The sequence below is a fragment of the Arthrobacter zhaoxinii genome (assembly GCF_025244925.1).
GTDB classification, from domain to species: Bacteria; Actinomycetota; Actinomycetes; order Actinomycetales; family Micrococcaceae; genus Arthrobacter_B; species Arthrobacter_B zhaoxinii.
Genome location: NZ_CP104275.1, coordinates 2576859 through 2593324, shown reverse-complemented (window position 1 = coordinate 2593324; position 16466 = coordinate 2576859). Strand labels below are relative to the sequence as shown.

Here is a 16466-nt window from a genome sequence, read left to right as displayed (position 1 = left end):
TTTACTACTCGGCGGCATAACCCTGGGGGTTGTTCTTCTGCCAGCGCCAGTGGTCCTCGCACATGCTCGCCAGCGTGCGTTCGGCACGCCAGCCCAGGTCCGCGTGTGCAGCGGCGGGGTCCGCGTAGCTGACGGCGGCATCCCCGGGGCGACGGGCGGCGAACTCGTACGGGATTTCCCTGCCGGCCGCGGCTGAGAAGGCGGTCAGGACCTCAAGGACGGAAGAACCGTTTCCGGTGCCAAGGTTCCAGCGGTGGACACCGGGGGCTTCACCCAGGAAGTTCAGGGCGGCCAGGTGGCCGGCGGCGAGGTCCACTACATGGATGTAGTCGCGGACTCCGGTGCCGTCCGGTGTGGGGTAGTCGTTGCCGAAAACCATAACCTTGTCGCGGCGGCCCACGGCAACCTGTGCCACGAACGGCAGCAGATTGTTCGGGACGCCTGTGGGGTCCTCACCGATCCGGCCGGATTCGTGGGCACCGGCAGGGTTGAAGTACCGCAGCAGGGCAATGCTCCAGCGCGGATCCGCGGCGCCCAGATCACTGAGGATGTCCTCGATCTGCTCCTTGGTGCGCCCGTACGGGTTCACTGCGTCCATGGGGGAGTCCTCGGTGAGGGGAACCTCTTCGGACGCACCGTAAACGGTTGCGGACGAGCTGAAGACAATGGTCCGGACGTCGTGGCGGTCCATGGCATGGAGCAGGTTGATGGTGCCGACCACGTTGTTGGAGTAGTAGTACAGGGGCTTGGCCACGGATTCGCCCACGGCTTTCAGACCGGCGAAGTGGATGACGGCGTCGATGGACCGCCCTTCGAAGGCCGCGTCGAGTGCGGCCTTGTCCAGCAGGTCTGCCTGGATGAACTCGGCCTTACAGCCGGTCAGCTCCTGGACCCGCCGGAGGGATTCCCTGCTTGAGTTCAGGAGGTTATCCACGACCACCACGTCATGGCCCGCTTCGAGGAGGGCGAGAGTGGTGTGGGATCCGATATAACCGGTGCCACCGGTGACTAGAATACGCATGGTCCTAAGCCTAAACGTTTCCGCAGCGGGATCCGCAGCGTAGTTGGCCGAAGACACGGACGGTTTAGTCCGCCGGAAGGGTGAATGCGGTGACGGCGACCTGGCCTGCGGCGGCATCCGACTCTTCCCAGACGGCTGTGCCCCGGTGCCAGGTCCGGCCTTCGTAGGCCACCGACTCGATGCCGAGGGATTTGGCATTGGCGACGAACCACTGCGCCACGGACCAGCCGTAGGCGCCCTCGACGTCGGCCAGGTAGAGGGGTCCCAGCACGGAACCGTTCAGCGGTCCGTAGATTTCCTCGACGGCGGCAGCACTCTGCGCGGGATCAGCGGTGGCAGTAGGGGTGTGCAGGGTGCAGGACAGGGCTGCGGGGGTCTGCCCGGTGAGGGCGGACGCGAAGGCCCGGGCAGGGCCTTCGTGCTTGGCATAGGCATCAGGGAAGGCGCTGCGCTGGACGGTCTGTGCTGCTTCCGTGATCGGGAGATCCAGGTAGCCGGGCACCTGCTCCAGCCCGTTGTAGAACGCGTTTGCGGCGTAGAAGGGGTCCATGACCTGTTCCTGGCTGCCCCAGCCCTGGGACGGACGCTGCTGGAAGAGACCGCGGGAGTCCGGGCCGGCGTCGTCACCGTAATCCACGTTGCGCAGGCCCGATTCCTGCAGTGCCGTGGCCAGGGCTATCGAAACGGCGCGCGGCGGCAGCCCGCGGGCCACCGCCACGCCGGAAATAGTCGAGGCATGTGCCGCCTGCTCGAGCGTCAGCCGGTATTCGGCGCCGCCCACGACGGCGACGCAGCGTTCGGCAATCACCGGCGCCTCCTTCTTTCCCGTCAGGGCGGATACCGCGAACAGCGCGGCGAATGCGGCCAGGCAAAGCACCAGCAGCAGGAGCAGCACACGGAAGCTGCGCGTCTCATGCTGCTGGAGCAGTTGCATGGTGACAGGGCCGCTAGTTCGCGTGCAGCGCGGAGTTCAGCTCCACGGTGCTTCCGTTGCGAGGCAGGGCCTCCACGGCGCCGGTGGCGGAATTGCGGCGGAACAGCAGGTTCGGAACGCCGGAGAGCTCGGCGGCCTTGACCAGGCGGGGCTCGTCGCTGTCCAGCACGCTGACCCGGGTGCCGGCCGTGACGTACAGCCCTGCCTCCACGACGCTGTCATCACCGATGCTGATGCCGACGCCGGAGTTCGCGCCCAGGAGGACGCGTTCGCCCAGCGTGATCTTTTCCTTGCCGCCGCCGGAGAGGGTGCCCATGATGGAGGCGCCGCCGCCGACGTCGGTTCCGTCGCCCACCACGACGCCGGCGGAGATGCGGCCTTCAACCATGGAGGTGCCGAGGGTTCCGGCGTTGAAATTGACGAAGCCTTCGTGCATTACGGTGGTGCCCTCGGCCAGATGCGCACCCAGCCGGACCCGTCCGGCGTCGGCGATGCGGACGCCGGAGGGCAGCACGTAGTCGGTCATGCGGGGGAACTTGTCCACGCCGTAGACGGTCACGGTGCCGCGGCTGCGCAGCCGCAGGCGGACGGCCTCGAAGTCGGCCACGGCGCAGGGGCCGTGGTTGGTCCACACCACGTTGGGCAGGGCGGCAAAGATGCCGTCAAGGTTGATGCTGTTCGGCGTTACCTGGCGGGTGGAAAGCAGGTGCAGGCGCAGGTACGCGTCCGCTGTATCTGCGGGCGCGGCGTCGAGGTCGATCTCGGTGGCGAGCACTTCGCCGTAGGTGCCGCGGATGCCGTCGGCCATGGCTTCGGCGGCGGCCTCGAGATCAGCCTGCAGCTCCTCGTCGGGAACGGAGGCGCCCAGCAGGGGTCGGGGGAACCAGACATCCAGGACAACACCGTCGGAAGTGACGGTGGCCAGGCCGAGGCCTGAGGCAGTGCGGCCGGCGTTGTCGGAGTCGGCGGGGGTGGGGGTAGAGCGTGAAGTCATGAGCCCCAGTCTACCGAGCGGTACTGTGGGATGGTGACTGACGCAGCTGTGATCCCCCTGGACCTGACCGGCGATGTGGCAGACCTGACGGCGGCCCTGATGGATGTCGAGAGCGTTTCCGGCAACGAAACCGCCCTCGCCGACGCCGTCGAAACCGCCCTCCGCGCCTACCCGCACCTTGAAGTATCCCGGGACGGTGACTCCGTGGTGGCCCGGACCCGGCTGGGGCGGGCGGAGCGGGTGATCCTCGCCGGACACCTGGATACCGTGCCGCTGCCGACGGTGCCGGGATCCCGCGGAACCGTGCCTTCGGCGTGGGACGGCGAGCTCCTCTACGGCCGGGGCGCCACCGATATGAAGGGCGGGGTGGCAGTCCAGCTGGCCCTGGCGGCCTCGCTGACGGAACCGGCCCGGGACGTTACCTACGTTTTCTACGACCACGAAGAAGTCGATGCCTCGCTCAGCGGGCTCGGACGGTTGGAGCGCAGCCATCCGGAGTGGCTGAAGGCGGACTTCGCCGTTCTCCTGGAGCCGACCAACGGGACTGTGGAGGGCGGCTGCAACGGCACCATGCGCTTCCACGCCACCACCACCGGCCGCGCCGCGCACTCCGCCCGCGCCTGGATGGGGGAGAACGCCATCCACGCAGCAGCGGACATCCTGGTAAGGCTGCGCGACCACTCTCCGGTCACGGTGAACGTGGAGGGGCTGGATTTCCGCGAATCCCTCAATGCCGTTCGGATCTGGGGAGGGACCGCGGGCAACGTGATTCCGGATGAGGCGACCGTGGAAATCAATTACCGCTTCGCCCCGGACAAGGGCATCGAGGAAGCCGAAGCCTACGTCCGGGAGCTGCTGGCAGGGTTCGACGTCGTGCGCACCGATGCGGCGGCGGGTGCCCGGCCGGGGCTGAACCTGCCCGCTGCTGCGTCTTTCGTGGCCGCCGTGGGTGCCGAGCCGAAGCCCAAATACGGCTGGACCGATGTCGCCCGGTTCAGTGCGCTGGGGATTCCCGCCGTGAATTTCGGACCCGGGGACGCACTGCTGGCCCATACCGACAACGAACACGTGTCTGCCTCCGCCATCCGGGACTGCCTCGGTGCATTGAAGTCCTGGCTGGGCTAGCTACGGTCAGCAGGGAAGCAGCAGAAAAGGAGGGGACCGGCCGTGCCGGTCCCCTCCTTTTTCTTTGTGCAGACTGCCTCAGGGTGGGGCTATTGGGCCGCACCCTTTGCCGGTGCGGCAGCCGGTACCGGAGCTTCGATGCCCTCGGGCTCGATGGTGTCCTCAATCTTCAGGACCTTGCCGGCCCGCGCACCCAGGCGCCGGGAGAGGCGCTGGGCGGCGAAGGTGAGCAGCCAGTTGATGGCAATGAAGATCGCCGCGGTCACCAGCAGGGCGGGCAGGATGTTGCCCTCTCCCGAGGCCAGACGGCGGGCGTACTCCAGCAGTTCCGTGTAGCCGATGAAGGTACCCAGGGCCGAATCCTTCAGGATCACCACGAACTGGCTCAGCAGGGCCGGCAGCATGGCCACCAGGGCCTGCGGCATCTCGATGGTGCGCAGCGACTGTCCCGGCGTCAGGCCGATGGCCAGGCCGGCCTCGCGCTGGCCCTTCGGGAGACCGAAGACGCCGGAGCGGACCAGCTCCGCGATTACCGAACCGTTGTAGAGGGTGAGCGAAATGACCACCGCGAAGAACGGGACCTGCGCCGGTTCCACGGACGTGGACTTGGAGAGGAACTGGTAGAAGAACACCATCATCAGCAGCACGGGAACGGCGCGGAAGAATTCCACCACGATCCCGCAGATCCAGCTGATCGGCTTGAAGGACGAAAGACGCCCGATGCCGAAGAGCAGGCCGAAGGCAATGGACGTCACCACGGCAACGGCGGCGGCCTTCAAGGTGGAGAGCAGCCCCGGGAGGATGTAGAACTCCCACGTGCCCCACTCCAGGAACGGCGTCCACTTGGCTGCCTCGAACTGGCCCTTCTCGGCCAACCCGGACACTGCCACCCAGAGCAGCGCTGCGATCAGCAGCACACCCAGGATGTTGCCGATTCTGATGTTCCGGCGGGTCTTGGGCCCGGGAGCGTCAAACAGGACGTTCTGTGCGCTCATCGTGCCACCGCCAGTTTCTTCGAGGCCCAGGTGGTGAGCAGGCCGATGGGAATAACGATGATGACGTAGCCGATGGCAAAGGTCAGGAAGATCTGCGTCATCAGGTTGGGGTAGAACTCGATCATTGTTTTCATCGTGCTGGAGGTTTCCACGGCAACGCCGGCCGTTGCGGCCACGGTGGTGTTCTTGACCAGGGCGATCAGGACGTTGCCGATCGGGGCGATGGCGCCGCGGAAGGCCTGCGGCATGATGATGATCCGTGCCGCCGGAAGGAAGCCCAGACCGATGGCCCGCGCTGCTTCGGCCTGTCCCAGCGGAACGGTGTTTACACCGCTGCGGATCGCCTCACAGAAGAACGCCGCGTGGTAGATGGTCAGGGACAGGACGGCCAGGCGGAAGAAATTCGTGGTGAAGTCGCTGGACAGGCTGACGTTCAGCTGCGACCACAGCGCAAGCGAACCGAACACCATGATGATGGTCAGCGGTGTGTTGCGGAAGATATTGACGTAGGCGGCACCGAACCACTGCAGGCTGGGGACCGGGGAGATCCGCATCAGCGCCAGGACGGTACCGAGAATCAGCGACCAGAGCGCCGCCCAGAACGCGAGCTGGATATTCACCCAGAAAGCGCCGACGACGTCGTACTGCTCGAAGAGGGCAGTAAAACCCTCCATGTTTCACCTCTTTATGGTGGGAGAAGCCCGCAGCGGGGAAGCCGGCAGTGCCGGCTTCCCCGCGCAGGGTGGAACGGAATGAACTAGGCGCAGGCGTCCGTCTTCGGCGGGTTCAGCTCTGCATTGAAGGTGTAGTCGACGCCCTCGGTGTTCTTCTTGATGGCTTCGTCCCAGGCACCGTCTTCCACCATCTTGGTGATGGCGGTGTTGATGTCTTCACACGTGACGAGTCCTTCTTCCTTCGGCAGGCCGACGCCGTAGCGCTCCTCGGAGAAGGTGTTGCCGACAACCTTGAACTTGCCCTTGTTGGCGTCGGTGGAGGCCAGGCCGGCAAGGATGATGTCATCCGTGGTGACCGCGTCAATGGAACCGCCCTGCATGGCGGTCACGCACTCGGCGTAGCTGGGCTGTTCCAGCAGGTTCACGCCCGCAGCGTAGTTGTCCTTGATCTTCTGGGCGGAGGTGGAACTGGTCACGGAGCAAAGGGTCTTGCCGTCGAGCTCCTCGGGTCCGCCGATGTCACTGTCGGACGGGACCAAAAGGTCCTGCCCGGCCACGAAGTACGGACCGGCGAAAGCAATCGTCTCCTTGCGGGTATCCGTAATGGAGTAGCTAGCGAAGATCATGTCAACCTGGTCATTCTCGAGCATGTTTTCGCGCTGCTGGGAGGGCGTCGAGATGAACTCGATCCGGTCCTCCGGGTAGCCGAGCTCATTGGCCACGTACTTGGCGACGTCGACGTCGAAGCCGGTGTAGGCGTTGCCGTCCTTGAAGCCCACGCCCGGCTGGTCGAACTTGATGCCGATGCGGATCTTCTCGCCGGAGCCTTCGGAGCTGCCGGATTCGGAGCCGGAATCGCCGCCGCAGGCGGACAGAGTCAGTGCTGCCACGGCGGCGATGGCCGCTGCGGCGTATCGGGTCTTGCGCATGTTTTTCTCCTTGCATTGCGGTCCTCCGCGCAAAAGCGGAGTTCCTAGCCTCATAAGGGTTGCTGCCAAGTGGTGAAACCCCGGTACTGCTGGTGGAGCTGGTAGTGCCGGAAACCTGCTAGTGGGACAGGATCTTGCCCAGGAAATCCTTGGCGCGGTCGCTCTTCGGGTTCGTGAAGAACTCCTCGGGAGTGGCTTCTTCGACTATCTGGCCGTCGGCCATGAAGATCACCCGGTCTGCAGCCTTGCGGGCGAAGCCCATTTCATGGGTCACGACCACCATGGTCATGCCGTCCTTCGCCAGGCCCACCATGGTGTCCAGGACCTCGTTGATCATTTCCGGGTCAAGGGCCGAGGTGGGCTCGTCAAAGAGCATGACCTTCGGTTTCATGGCCAGGGCACGGGCAATCGCCACGCGCTGCTGCTGGCCGCCGGAGAGCTGCGCCGGGAGTTTGTTGGCCTGGTTGGCCACGCCCACGCGTTCCAGCAGTTCCATGGCCAGCTTCTTCGCCTCAGCCGGCTTGGACTTGCGGACCTTGACCGGTCCCAGCGAAACGTTGTCCACGATGGACTTGTGGGCAAACAGGTTGAAGGACTGGAAAACCATCCCGACGTCGGCACGCAGCTTGGCAAGCGCCCTGCCTTCGGACGGCAGGACGGCGCCGTCAACGGTGATTTCGCCGTCGTCGATGGTCTCAAGGCGGTTGATGGCACGGCACAGGGTCGACTTGCCGGACCCGGAAGGTCCGATCACCACCACTACCTCGCCGCGGGCAATATCGAGATTGATGTTCTGCAGGACATGGAGGTCCCCGAAATGCTTGTTCACGTTCTTCAGCGAAACAAGCGGTGCAGCGGATTCAGGCACGGATGTGCCTGGTGATGTGTCACTGGTCATAAGGAAAATCTAACCATTGATTATTGCCGGCGTGTGACACGATCCACCGGGGCAGGTAATTGTGACTCAAGCGCAACCTGTCCGGCGCGAACCCTGGCGATGACGCCGGCCGCGTTGCCACCGGCGTCATCATGGATAGCCTAGAGGCATGCCTATCAGTGATGATCCCCGTCCCGTGCCCGCCGACCTGCCGCGAAAGCGGGGCCCGGTGGAGCTGCGCCGGGGAGCGGCCCTGACCCCGCAGTCGGACCGTTTCCTGCTGGACACGGCGGGCTCCGCCCATTTCACGCATACCGACCCCTGGCGGGTGCTGCGGATCCAGAGCGAGTTCGTGGAAGGATTCGGCACCCTGTCCGAGCTGGGGCCGGCGGTGAGTGTGTTCGGTTCCGCCCGCAGCGTCCCCGGATCGCGCTATTACAAGCTTGCGGAAGAGGTTGGCCGGCTGCTGGCCGAAGCGGGCCTGGCGGTGATCACCGGCGGCGGCCCCGGCTCCATGGAAGCCGCCAACAAGGGGGCAGTGGGAGCAGACGGCCTGTCCGTAGGTCTCGGCATTGAACTTCCCTTCGAGACCGGTTTGAACGAATGGGTGGATCTGGGCGTCAACTTCCGGTACTTCTTCGTCCGCAAAACCATGTTCGTCAAGTACGCGCAGGGGTTCATCGTGCTGCCCGGCGGGTTCGGGACCCTGGATGAACTCTTCGAAGCCATGACCCTGGTGCAGACACAAAAAGTCACATCGTTCCCGATCGTGCTGATCGGTACCGATTTCTGGAATCCGCTGCTGGGCTGGATCCGTGAAACCCTGCTCGCCGAGGGAATGGTGGGTGAAGCGGACCTCAAGCTGCTGCACGTGGTGGATGACCCGGCGGAGGCGGTGCGGCTGATGATTGCCGACGCGGCAGGACACGTTTCCCCCTAGGGGACAGCGGCCGGGAAGCCGCGGCGTCTGGCACCATTGTCCTGTGACACTCCTCCTGGTCTTCCTTGCCATTGCCGTACTGGGCCTGGCAGCCGTCTTCGGCATCGGCCGGCTGCGCCCGTCGTCGTCCGGAACCGCTGTCCTGAATACCGTGCAGGGCCTGGCGGAGCCGGACCCCCGGCTGCCGCCCGTACTGCTGCCCGAGCATCCCGCAGCCGGCGACGTTGCCCGGCTGCGGTTCCCGGTGGCACTGCGCGGCTACCGGATGGACCAGGTTGACGCGGTGCTGGACCGGCTGGCCGGAGCGCTCGCGGAACGTGATGCCCGGATCCGCGAGCTTGAAGCGGCCGGAGGGGATACCGTCCCCGGCGGGAGCGGAAATTGAGCGCTGTGCCGGGCGCTGACGGCCGGCTGCGCTGCGGCTGGGCACTGGCCAGCGAGGATTACCAGCGGTACCACGACACTGAATGGGGCCGCGCCGTGGAGGGGGAGTCGGCACTCTTTGAGCGACTGAGCCTGGAAGCCTTCCAATCCGGCCTCAGCTGGATCACCATCCTGCGCAAGCGGGAGGCCTTCCGCGCCGCCTTCGCCGGATTCGACCCGCACGCCGTGGCGGCCTTCGGCGACGCCGACCGGACGCGTCTGCTGTCCGACCCGGGCATTGTGCGCAATGCCGCGAAGATCGATGCCGTGATCAGCAACGCCCGTGCGCTGCTGGCACTGCCGGACGGCGAGAGCCTCGGCGGCCTGCTGGCGCGGTACCGGGCACCTGCGGACCGGCCTGCACCGCAGACGCCGGCCGAGGTCCCCGCTTCCACGGCCGATTCCGCGGCCCTGGCCAAGGACCTGAAGAAACGCGGTTTCCGCTTCGTCGGGCCGATCACCGCCTATGCGATGCTGCAGGCGACCGGCTACGTCAACGACCACCTCGCCGACTGCTGGGTCCGCCATGGAGACTGAAGCATCCCGGCGTCCGTCCGCAAACGACCGGGCACAGGCCGCGGCGCACCGTGCCCGCACCGTCGTCCAGCGGTGGCCCTGGTACGTCCAGGTCCTGGCCCTGTGGCTGGCCGCCCGGCTCTTTTCCTTTGCGGTCCTGGCCGCCACCGCCCGGTTCCAGCCGGCAGGTCCGTGGGGAGGCGCGTCTCCGTCGTACTGGAACTTCATCAATATCTGGGATGCCGAGTGGTATTCCCGGATCTTCGCCGACGGCTATCCCGCGAGCGTGCCGCGTGACGCCGCCGGCAATGCCCAGGAAAACGAATGGGCCTTCTACGCCCTGTTCCCGCTGCTGGTGCGCGGGCTCGACGCCGTCACGCACCTGGGCTGGGCCGTCCTGGCTCCCGTGGTTGCCACGGTCGCGGGTTTCGCCGCCTCACTGGTCATCTACCGGCTGTTCCGCCTCCGGGCAGGACACGGTACTGCGATGTGGGCCGTGGTCTTCGTGGCGGTTTTCCCCGTGTCGCCGATCCTGCAGATCCCCTATGCGGAGTCCCTGAATCTGCTGCTCCTTGCAGGGTCGCTGTATCTGTTCGTGGCCGGCCGTTATCTCACGGCCATCCCGGTCGTGGCCCTGATGTGCCTCTCCCGGCCCGTGGGGGTTCCCTTCGCGCTCGCCGTCGGCGTGGTGCTGGCCGTGCGGTTCCTGCGCCGGCACCGGGTGGACTTCCCTGCCGGCGAGGCATGGCGGCTCACGGGGCTGGCGGCGGCGGCGGGATTCTCCGCGCTGGCCTGGCCGGTCATCGCCTGGGCGTCCACGGGAGACCTCCGCGCCTACACGGATACCGAGAGTGCCTGGCGGTTCGGGGACCTGGTCCCGTTCAAGCCCTGGCTGACCATGTCCGGGTACCTCTTCGGTCCGCTGTTCGGGCCCCTGGTGCTGGTAGTGCTCGTCGGAGCCGCGGCGCTTTACCTGATGTCTGCACCGGTCCGGCGGCTCGGACTGGAACTGCAGCTGTGGTGTGCGGCCTACCTGCTGTACCTGCTGGTGTTCCTGAATCCGCAGACCAGTACGTTCCGGCTCCTGCTGCCGCTGTTCCCGCTGGCACTTTCGACGGCGTGGCTCAGCCGGTCCAGGGCCTACCGGGGGACCGTCGCTGCAGCGTTCGCGGTGCTGCAGATTGTCTGGGTGGTGTGGCTGTGGCGGTGGACGGAATTACCCGGCGGAGGGGATTACCCACCCTAGTTTGTGGCACGCGACACACGGAATTTCGTTTGCTCGGTACTTGTGCGGAATAATGACAGCAATTGCCGGGCGGATATTTTACTTTCGCAGGCAGCGGATTACAGGTGATCCGGGTAAACCGGGCGCTGTGAAAGGGGAATCTCGAAATGGCTGCGATGAAACCACGTACTGGCGACGGTCCAATGGAGGTTACAAAGGAGGGGCGCAGCCTTATTCTGCGGGTGCCGATAGACGGCGGCGGCCGCTTGGTGGTTGAGCTTAATGTGGAAGAAGCAGGCAAGCTCAAGGACTGCCTTGTGGGCGTTACGGGCTAGCCTTTAATTCATGCAGCTGCCTCCGAAGTCTTCAGCCCGGACCGGATCCACTCCGGCATCGCCCTTCATCACCGCATCGCTGCCGGGAGTCACTGCCCTGGCGGCGCTGAACCCGCGCACTGGAACGGCGGAGTCCGGCAGCGGGCTGCAGCCGGTCCCGGAGGAAGGCGTGGATATCCTCGCCGTCGCCATGACGCCGGCTCCGGCCGGTTCAGGCCGGGAGGACGCGGACGAGGCAGCGAACCCGGTTCCGCAGCCGCGGCGCGGCGCGGTCGAAGCGGCAGTACGCTACGGCGTCGACGTCGCTGCACGCGCCCGCAGCGCCAAGGTGACGGGCAGGGCGGGTGAGATCCTTGTGATCGAGCCGCCCCGCGATGCCGCGGACCTGCCCGGCAAACTGATTTATGTAGGCGCCGGCGACGAGTCGCCGGCTGCCCTGCGGCGGGCCGGTGCCGCCCTTGCCCGCGCCACTATGGGCGCCCGGCGGATCCGGGGCAGCGTTGTGGACGGATTGGACCCGGACAGGCAGGAAGCCTTCCTTGAGGGCTTCCTGCTGGGTGGGTACCGTCCGCCCCGGGCCGGCATCACCGACGCTCCGGCACCGATTGCCGCATCCCTTGAACTGACGGGACTGGACGAGGCAGCAGCCGCCCGTGCAGCCGTGACCGCCCGCGCCGTGTGGACTGCCCGCGACCTGACCAACACTCCCGCCGGGACGGCCACGCCGGACTGGATCGCGGAGCAGGCCCGGAGCATCGCCGGGAACAGCGGACTCACTGTGCGGGTCCGCGCCGAAGATGAACTCAGAGCCGAGGGGTTCGGCGGGCTGCTTGCCGTGGGCTCCGGATCCGAGCATCCGCCGCGGCTGGTGGAGGTTGTCTATCAGCCCGACGGCGGCGAGGCGCCGCATGTGGTCCTCGTGGGCAAGGGCATCACCTTCGATTCCGGCGGAATCTCGCTCAAGCCGCGGGATGCCATGATGACCATGAAGACGGACATGGCCGGCGCCGCCGCCGTACTGGCCGTGACCGAGGCTGCCGCTGCGTTGAAGCTTCCGGTGAAGGTCACCGCGGTCCTGGCTTTGGCCGAGAACGCCATCGGCGCTGCCTCGTACCGGCCCGCCGACGTCGTCACCACCTACAACGGGACCACCGTGGAAGTGGGCAACACCGACGCCGAGGGACGGATGGTCCTTGCCGACGCCCTGGCGTACGCTGCCGCCGAGCTCGCTCCCGATGTGCTGGTGGATGTCGCCACCCTGACGGGTGCGGCTGCCCTGGGGCTGGGAATGCACCACGCAGCCCTCTTCGGCAACACCCCGGAGCTGCTGGCCCGGCTGGAAGCGGCCGGTCAGAATTCCGGCGACGCCGTGTGGCAGCTGCCGCTGGTGGCCGACTACGGCTACGTGCTGGACTCCGACATTGCCGATGTTTCCCACATTGCGCCCGTCCAGGCGAAATTCGGTGCCGGGGCGATTGTTGCCGCGCTGTTCCTGGAGAGGTTCACCGGCGGCGTTCCCTGGGCTCATATCGATATTGCGGGTCCCTCGCGTGCCACCAAGGACAGCCGCGAACTGACCAAGGGAGCCACCGGCTTCGGCGTGCGACTGCTGCTGTCCTATCTTGCCGGGCTGGGCCGGACCGCCCGCTAGCGGGCGGCCTTCGGCAGGGTGAGGATTTCCGCTCCGTCGGCGGTGACCGCGATGGTGTGTTCGCTGTGGGCCGTCCGGCAGCCCGTGGCGCTGCGGAGCGTCCAGCCGTCTGCGTCGGTGATCAGGGCGGCGGTATCCGCCATGACCCACGGTTCCAGGGCAAGCAGGAGCCCGGGGCGCAGTTTATAGCCGCGGCCCGGCCGTCCGTTGTTCGCGATGTGGGGGTCCTGGTGCATGGTGGACCCGACGCCGTGCCCGCCGAATTCGGTGTTGACCGGATACCCCGCATCAGTGAGGACCGAGCCGATGGCGTGTGAAATGTCCCCGATGCGGGCACCGGGGCGGGCTGCGGCTATTCCTGCGGCCAGGGCGCGTTCGGTCGCGTTGACCATGGCGGCATCCTCCGGGGAGGGGGAGCCGCCCACGGTGAAAGTGATGGCCGAATCGGCGACGATCCCGGCGAGGGATACGGCCAGGTCCAGCGTCAGCAGGTCGCCGTCGGCCAGCACGTAGTCGTGCGGGAGGCCGTGCAGCACGGCGTCATTGACGGACGTGCAGATGTAATGGCCGAACGGACCGCGTCCGAACGACGGCGCGTAGTCCACGTAGCAGGACTTGGCACCGGCCTCGACGATCATGGTCCTGGCCCACTGGTCGATGTCCAGCAGGTTGGTGCCCGCAGTGGTGCGGGCCTTGACCGTCTGCAGGATATCGGCCACCAACGCACCGGTGTCCTTCGCCCGGGACAGCTCGGCTGGGTTGAGGATCTCGATCATGTGGCGCCTTCCTGGGGATCCTGCGCACAGGCAGGTGTGATGGAGCGGGCTAGGCGGTCTTCACGGCCAGAAGCAGGCCGTCACCCGTGGGCAGCAGGGACGAGACGAGGTCTTCGTTGTCCCGGATGGCCTTGCCCACCTTGCGCATGGTGTTGGTGATGGCCTCACGGACGGCCGGATCCGCCACCTTGCCGTGGTCCAGTGCATCATTGACCACCAGCAGCCCGCCGCGCTTGAGCAGGCGGACCGCCTGGTTGACGTAGAGCGGGAACGAAGGCTTGTCCGCGTCAATGAACACCATGTCGTAAGCGGCATCCGTCAGGCGGGGGAGTACCTCGGCGGCGCGGCCGGAGATGGTGCGGGTACGGTTACCGGGAATGCCTGCCTCGGCGTAGGCCTCCCGGGCCGCACGGAGGTGGTCGACGTCGGAATCTATGGTGGTCAGCACCGCGTTGCGGCCCAGGCCGCGGAGCAGGCATACGCCGGATACTCCTGCACCCGTGCCGATCTCCACCACCGTGGTGGCCTTGCTTGCCGCGGCCAGGACGGTCAGTGCCGCACCCACCCCGCTGGAGACGGCGCTGACGCCCAATTCAAAGGAGCGCTCACGGGCGCGGATCAGCACCTCATCCTCGGTCGGCAGGGCCTCCGTGTAGGACCAACTGGTCTGCTTGTCGGCGCGCATGGGTTTATCACTTTCGGTCCGGAGGAATTCCTGCTTCGACAAGCTTAAGGCCAAGCAGGGCGTAACCGCGTATGCATTACCCTCGACGCCTTGTTCCAGTACCAGGCGTGCTGCTAAAGGCGTGCTAACAGACAACTCCCAGATTGATGCGTGACCATTATTAGCAGTAATGCACATCCCCGCCGGATCCGCCGCGGCACCCCTCAGGGCAGCCGCAGTTCCTCCCCCGCACATCCCGGTTTTCCGCCGACGAACGGGACCGCGCGAAGCGGCTGTAGAGGTGGAATGCAGGAGCGGTGCGCAGCTTGGAAGGGAGGAGGAAGACTATGGCAACCACGCCGGACACAGCAGCGGACATGGCCGCGGAATGGGTGCGCCCCACGTGGGAGGAAGTGGTCCAGGCGCATTCGGCGAAGGTATACCGGCTCGCCTACCGGCTGACCGGCAACAAGCACGATGCCGAAGACCTGACCCAGGAAGTCTTCGTCCGGGTCTTCCGGTCACTGGCCAATTTCCAGCCGGGTACCCTCGACGGCTGGCTGCACCGCATCACCACCAACCTCTTTCTGGACCAGGCCCGCCGCCGCAGCAGGATCCGTTTTGACGGCATGACCGAGGAAACCTCCAGCAAGCTGCCCAGCAACGGCCCCGGCCCGGAGCGAAGCTTCGAATTCAACAATCTGGATGTGGACATTGCCCGCGCACTGGAAGAACTGCCGCCCGACTTCCGTGCCGCCGTCGTCCTGTGTGATCTGGAGGGCCTCTCCTACGACGAAGTTGCCCGCGTGCTGGACGTCAAGCTCGGCACCGTCCGCTCCCGGATCCACCGCGGCCGGGCCATGCTGAAGGAAAAACTCTCACACCGTGACCCGCAGCTGCGGCCGGCTGCGCGTCCGCGCCTTAAACTGCCCCGAGTCGCGGGAGCAAACTGAAGAGTGCGACACCCCACGCGGCATTTAGGAAGTTACATCGACGGCGAAACGCCCCTTCGGCGCCACCGCGCCATCGAGGCACATCTCTCCCGGTGTGCCTCCTGCCGGGCCGCCGCCGCGGAAGAGCGCCGGCTGCGCAGTCGGCTGCGTTCCCTCAAAGTTCCTCCGGCCGGGCCGGAGCTCTCGGCACGGATTGCGGAGAGCTTGACCGCAGCGCAGTCCGCCTGCCCGGAATCCGCCGCGGGGCGGGATCCGAAAATGCTGGACCGGCGCAGCCATGCCCTGGCCGCTGCCGGGGCGGTGGCTGCTGCAGGTGCGGTGCTGCTGGGCGGTGCCTATATCGCCGGAAGCATCCTGGAGGTCCCCGCCCCGGCAGGTGCAGAGGCCGCCATGACCGCGGGGTGGGAGGAAGTTGCGGGAGACGGAACCCTCACAGCCGATCAGCTGCAGCAGCTGCGTGCACATGGCTGGTCCTGCCCCGAACTGGCGGATCTGGGATTGACGCTGGAGTCCGCCCGCTCCCTCAAGGTCAACGGGCGTCCTGCAGTCGAAATGACCTTCACGGCAGACGGCGAACGGCTGATGCTCGTGGAGCAGCATCCGCTGCCGGGTGAAGACGGCCAGCCGGTGATCAACGGGGTGACCGGACGGCCCGTCGCCGCAGACGGGTTCTCCGCAGCGGGGTCGCCGGCGGGCCCGGCGGTCTTCGGCTCGGACGAGCATCCCGGCCGGAAGGTGGTGGCGGCGGGCAGCGTCACCTACACCTTCGAATCCAGCCTCCCGGTGAAATCACTCCCGCGGGCCGTGGAGGAGCTGTCGCTGCTCGAATCCGCCCGCCTCGCACGCGCCGGCGCCGATCCGGAGCCGATGGAGCGCATTGTCCGGGGCCTGGCCATGTTTACGCGCGCCGGCTGGAGCCTCTAGCGTGCAGGCAAGTAGCTCGCTGCTCCCGGGAAAAGGTAGTCTTCAAGAGTGGTAGGAATCAACGGTTACGAGTTCATCCTTCTGGCAATAATCGCCGTCGTGATACTGGGTCCTGAACGCCTGCCCGAATACGCTTCGCAGCTGGCCCGGCTGGTGCGGGAAGTGCGGCGGATGGCCTCCGGTGCCCGTGAACAACTGCGCGAAGAAGTGGGCCCCGAAATTGACGAGGTGGACTGGCGGAAGCTGGACCCTCGGCAGTACGACCCGCGGCGCATCATCAAGGAAGCGCTGCTGGACGATTTCGAGGACGCCGCCAAAGCCGTGAAGGGGCAGTCGTCCGCGGCGCCGGCCCCTCCGGTTTCAGGCGCGCAGCCTGCCGCACCCTCCCCGGTATCCGCTGCGGCGCCGTCGGCGGAGAGCCGGCCGCCTGCGGTCAAACCGCTGGAACGCCTTGCTGCGGGAGAGCCAGCCCCGTTCGACATCGAAGCAACGTAGGGCCACTCATCACCT

Annotated in this window: 19 protein-coding genes and 1 pseudogene; 11 read left to right on the top strand and 9 right to left on the bottom strand. The window is 66.5% G+C overall.

What is annotated here, in order from left to right; translation table 11 throughout:
* Positions 1-4 precede the first annotated feature (4 nt).
* From galE to dapD, 3 genes are all read right to left on the bottom strand, one after another.
* Positions 5-1021: a UDP-glucose 4-epimerase GalE gene (galE, locus tag N2K95_RS12080; RefSeq protein ID WP_260651758.1), complete on the bottom strand. Its 1017-nt coding sequence runs from the start codon at positions 1019-1021 to the stop codon at positions 5-7.
* A gap of 64 nt (positions 1022-1085) precedes the next feature.
* The gene (locus tag N2K95_RS12075) at positions 1086-1955 is read right to left on the bottom strand and encodes a hypothetical protein (RefSeq protein WP_260651757.1); all 870 of its coding nucleotides are present in this window, start codon (positions 1953-1955) and stop codon (positions 1086-1088) included.
* A 13-nt stretch (positions 1956-1968) separates the two neighbouring features.
* Positions 1969-2949, bottom strand: a complete 981-nt coding sequence (gene dapD, locus N2K95_RS12070; protein WP_260651756.1) for a 2,3,4,5-tetrahydropyridine-2,6-dicarboxylate N-succinyltransferase — start codon at positions 2947-2949, stop codon at positions 1969-1971.
* Between the two features lie 30 nt (positions 2950-2979).
* On the opposite strand from dapD, the gene dapE reads away from it, so the two are divergent.
* A complete protein-coding gene (gene dapE / locus N2K95_RS12065; RefSeq protein ID WP_260651755.1) occupies positions 2980-4074 on the top strand; it encodes a succinyl-diaminopimelate desuccinylase in 1095 nt (364 codons plus the stop codon).
* Between the two features lie 89 nt (positions 4075-4163).
* On the opposite strand, the gene N2K95_RS12060 is transcribed toward dapE, so the two are convergent.
* The 4 genes from N2K95_RS12060 to N2K95_RS12045 all read right to left on the bottom strand — a co-directional run bounded on the left by N2K95_RS12060 (position 4164) and on the right by N2K95_RS12045 (position 7570).
* A complete protein-coding gene (locus N2K95_RS12060) occupies positions 4164-5069 on the bottom strand; it encodes an amino acid ABC transporter permease (protein ID WP_260651754.1) in 906 nt (301 codons plus the stop codon).
* Entirely contained in the window at positions 5066-5743 is a 678-nt protein-coding gene (locus N2K95_RS12055) for an amino acid ABC transporter permease (RefSeq protein WP_260651753.1), read from the bottom strand. Before N2K95_RS12055 ends, N2K95_RS12060 begins: the two co-directional genes overlap by 4 nt.
* A gap of 83 nt (positions 5744-5826) precedes the next feature.
* Positions 5827-6672, bottom strand: coding sequence for a glutamate ABC transporter substrate-binding protein (locus N2K95_RS12050; protein WP_260651752.1), 846 nt, complete (start codon positions 6670-6672; stop codon positions 5827-5829).
* Positions 6673-6790: 118 nt separating this feature from the next.
* Complete coding sequence (locus N2K95_RS12045) at positions 6791-7570, bottom strand: amino acid ABC transporter ATP-binding protein (protein WP_255790361.1); 780 nt, start codon at positions 7568-7570, stop codon at positions 6791-6793.
* A gap of 148 nt (positions 7571-7718) precedes the next feature.
* On the opposite strand from N2K95_RS12045, the gene N2K95_RS12040 reads away from it, so the two are divergent.
* The 6 genes from N2K95_RS12040 to N2K95_RS12015 all read left to right on the top strand — a co-directional run bounded on the left by N2K95_RS12040 (position 7719) and on the right by N2K95_RS12015 (position 12639).
* On the top strand, positions 7719-8489 hold the full coding sequence (locus tag N2K95_RS12040; RefSeq protein WP_260651751.1) for an LOG family protein: 771 nt from the start codon (positions 7719-7721) through the stop codon (positions 8487-8489).
* Between the two features lie 43 nt (positions 8490-8532).
* On the top strand, positions 8533-8874 hold the full coding sequence (locus tag N2K95_RS12035) for a DivIVA domain-containing protein (RefSeq protein WP_260651750.1): 342 nt from the start codon (positions 8533-8535) through the stop codon (positions 8872-8874).
* Positions 8871-9449, top strand: coding sequence for a DNA-3-methyladenine glycosylase I (locus N2K95_RS12030; protein WP_313771084.1), 579 nt, complete (start codon positions 8871-8873; stop codon positions 9447-9449). The genes N2K95_RS12035 and N2K95_RS12030 overlap by 4 nt, the downstream gene beginning before the upstream one ends.
* Positions 9439-10674, top strand: coding sequence for a hypothetical protein (locus tag N2K95_RS12025; protein ID WP_260651749.1), 1236 nt, complete (start codon positions 9439-9441; stop codon positions 10672-10674). Before N2K95_RS12030 ends, N2K95_RS12025 begins: the two co-directional genes overlap by 11 nt.
* Before the next feature lie 146 nt (positions 10675-10820).
* A complete protein-coding gene (locus N2K95_RS12020) occupies positions 10821-10988 on the top strand; it encodes a DUF3117 domain-containing protein (RefSeq protein ID WP_260651748.1) in 168 nt (55 codons plus the stop codon).
* A gap of 10 nt (positions 10989-10998) precedes the next feature.
* Entirely contained in the window at positions 10999-12639 is a 1641-nt protein-coding gene (locus N2K95_RS12015; protein WP_260651747.1) for a leucyl aminopeptidase family protein, read from the top strand.
* Here the strand turns inward: N2K95_RS12015 and map are convergent.
* Both map and N2K95_RS12005 read right to left on the bottom strand, forming a co-directional pair.
* Positions 12636-13415 carry a type I methionyl aminopeptidase gene (gene map, locus N2K95_RS12010; protein ID WP_260651746.1) on the bottom strand — a complete coding sequence of 260 codons (780 nt, stop codon included), beginning with the start codon at positions 13413-13415 and terminating at the stop codon, positions 12636-12638. The genes N2K95_RS12015 and map overlap by 4 nt on opposite strands.
* 49 nt (positions 13416-13464) lie before the next feature.
* Positions 13465-14100: an O-methyltransferase gene (locus N2K95_RS12005; RefSeq protein ID WP_260651745.1), complete on the bottom strand. Its 636-nt coding sequence runs from the start codon at positions 14098-14100 to the stop codon at positions 13465-13467.
* A gap of 326 nt (positions 14101-14426) precedes the next feature.
* On the opposite strand from N2K95_RS12005, the gene sigE reads away from it, so the two are divergent.
* From sigE to N2K95_RS11990, 4 genes and pseudogenes are all read left to right on the top strand, one after another.
* Entirely contained in the window at positions 14427-15032 is a 606-nt protein-coding gene (sigE, locus tag N2K95_RS12000) for an RNA polymerase sigma factor SigE (protein ID WP_260651744.1), read from the top strand.
* 3 nt (positions 15033-15035) lie between these two features.
* Positions 15036-15098 (top strand): annotated as a pseudogene (locus N2K95_RS16330) (hypothetical protein); the annotation flags it as partial.
* 138 nt (positions 15099-15236) lie between these two features.
* Positions 15237-15956 carry a hypothetical protein gene (locus tag N2K95_RS11995; protein WP_260651743.1) on the top strand — a complete coding sequence of 240 codons (720 nt, stop codon included), beginning with the start codon at positions 15237-15239 and terminating at the stop codon, positions 15954-15956.
* 48 nt (positions 15957-16004) lie between these two features.
* Positions 16005-16451 carry a Sec-independent protein translocase family protein gene (locus N2K95_RS11990; protein ID WP_260651742.1) on the top strand — a complete coding sequence of 149 codons (447 nt, stop codon included), beginning with the start codon at positions 16005-16007 and terminating at the stop codon, positions 16449-16451.
* Positions 16452-16466 lie beyond the last annotated feature (15 nt).

What these genes read in the sequence shown, in the direction of transcription:
- galE (WP_260651758.1), bottom strand. Translation starts at nt 1,021, where the DNA reads ATGCGTATTCTAGTCACCGGTGGCACCGGTTATATCGGATCCCACACC.
- N2K95_RS12075 (WP_260651757.1), bottom strand. Translation starts at nt 1,955, where the DNA reads ATGCAACTGCTCCAGCAGCATGAGACGCGCAGCTTCCGTGTGCTGCTC.
- dapD (WP_260651756.1), bottom strand. Translation starts at nt 2,949, where the DNA reads ATGACTTCACGCTCTACCCCCACCCCCGCCGACTCCGACAACGCCGGC.
- dapE (WP_260651755.1), top strand. Translation starts at nt 2,980, where the DNA reads ATGGTGACTGACGCAGCTGTGATCCCCCTGGACCTGACCGGCGATGTG.
- N2K95_RS12060 (WP_260651754.1), bottom strand. Translation starts at nt 5,069, where the DNA reads ATGAGCGCACAGAACGTCCTGTTTGACGCTCCCGGGCCCAAGACCCGC.
- N2K95_RS12055 (WP_260651753.1), bottom strand. Translation starts at nt 5,743, where the DNA reads ATGGAGGGTTTTACTGCCCTCTTCGAGCAGTACGACGTCGTCGGCGCT.
- N2K95_RS12050 (WP_260651752.1), bottom strand. Translation starts at nt 6,672, where the DNA reads ATGCGCAAGACCCGATACGCCGCAGCGGCCATCGCCGCCGTGGCAGCA.
- N2K95_RS12045 (WP_255790361.1), bottom strand. Translation starts at nt 7,570, where the DNA reads ATGACCAGTGACACATCACCAGGCACATCCGTGCCTGAATCCGCTGCA.
- N2K95_RS12040 (WP_260651751.1), top strand. Translation starts at nt 7,719, where the DNA reads ATGCCTATCAGTGATGATCCCCGTCCCGTGCCCGCCGACCTGCCGCGA.
- N2K95_RS12025 (WP_260651749.1), top strand. Translation starts at nt 9,439, where the DNA reads ATGGAGACTGAAGCATCCCGGCGTCCGTCCGCAAACGACCGGGCACAG.
- N2K95_RS12020 (WP_260651748.1), top strand. Translation starts at nt 10,821, where the DNA reads ATGGCTGCGATGAAACCACGTACTGGCGACGGTCCAATGGAGGTTACA.
- N2K95_RS12015 (WP_260651747.1), top strand. Translation starts at nt 10,999, where the DNA reads ATGCAGCTGCCTCCGAAGTCTTCAGCCCGGACCGGATCCACTCCGGCA.
- map (WP_260651746.1), bottom strand. Translation starts at nt 13,415, where the DNA reads ATGATCGAGATCCTCAACCCAGCCGAGCTGTCCCGGGCGAAGGACACC.
- N2K95_RS12005 (WP_260651745.1), bottom strand. Translation starts at nt 14,100, where the DNA reads ATGCGCGCCGACAAGCAGACCAGTTGGTCCTACACGGAGGCCCTGCCG.
- sigE (WP_260651744.1), top strand. Translation starts at nt 14,427, where the DNA reads ATGGCAACCACGCCGGACACAGCAGCGGACATGGCCGCGGAATGGGTG.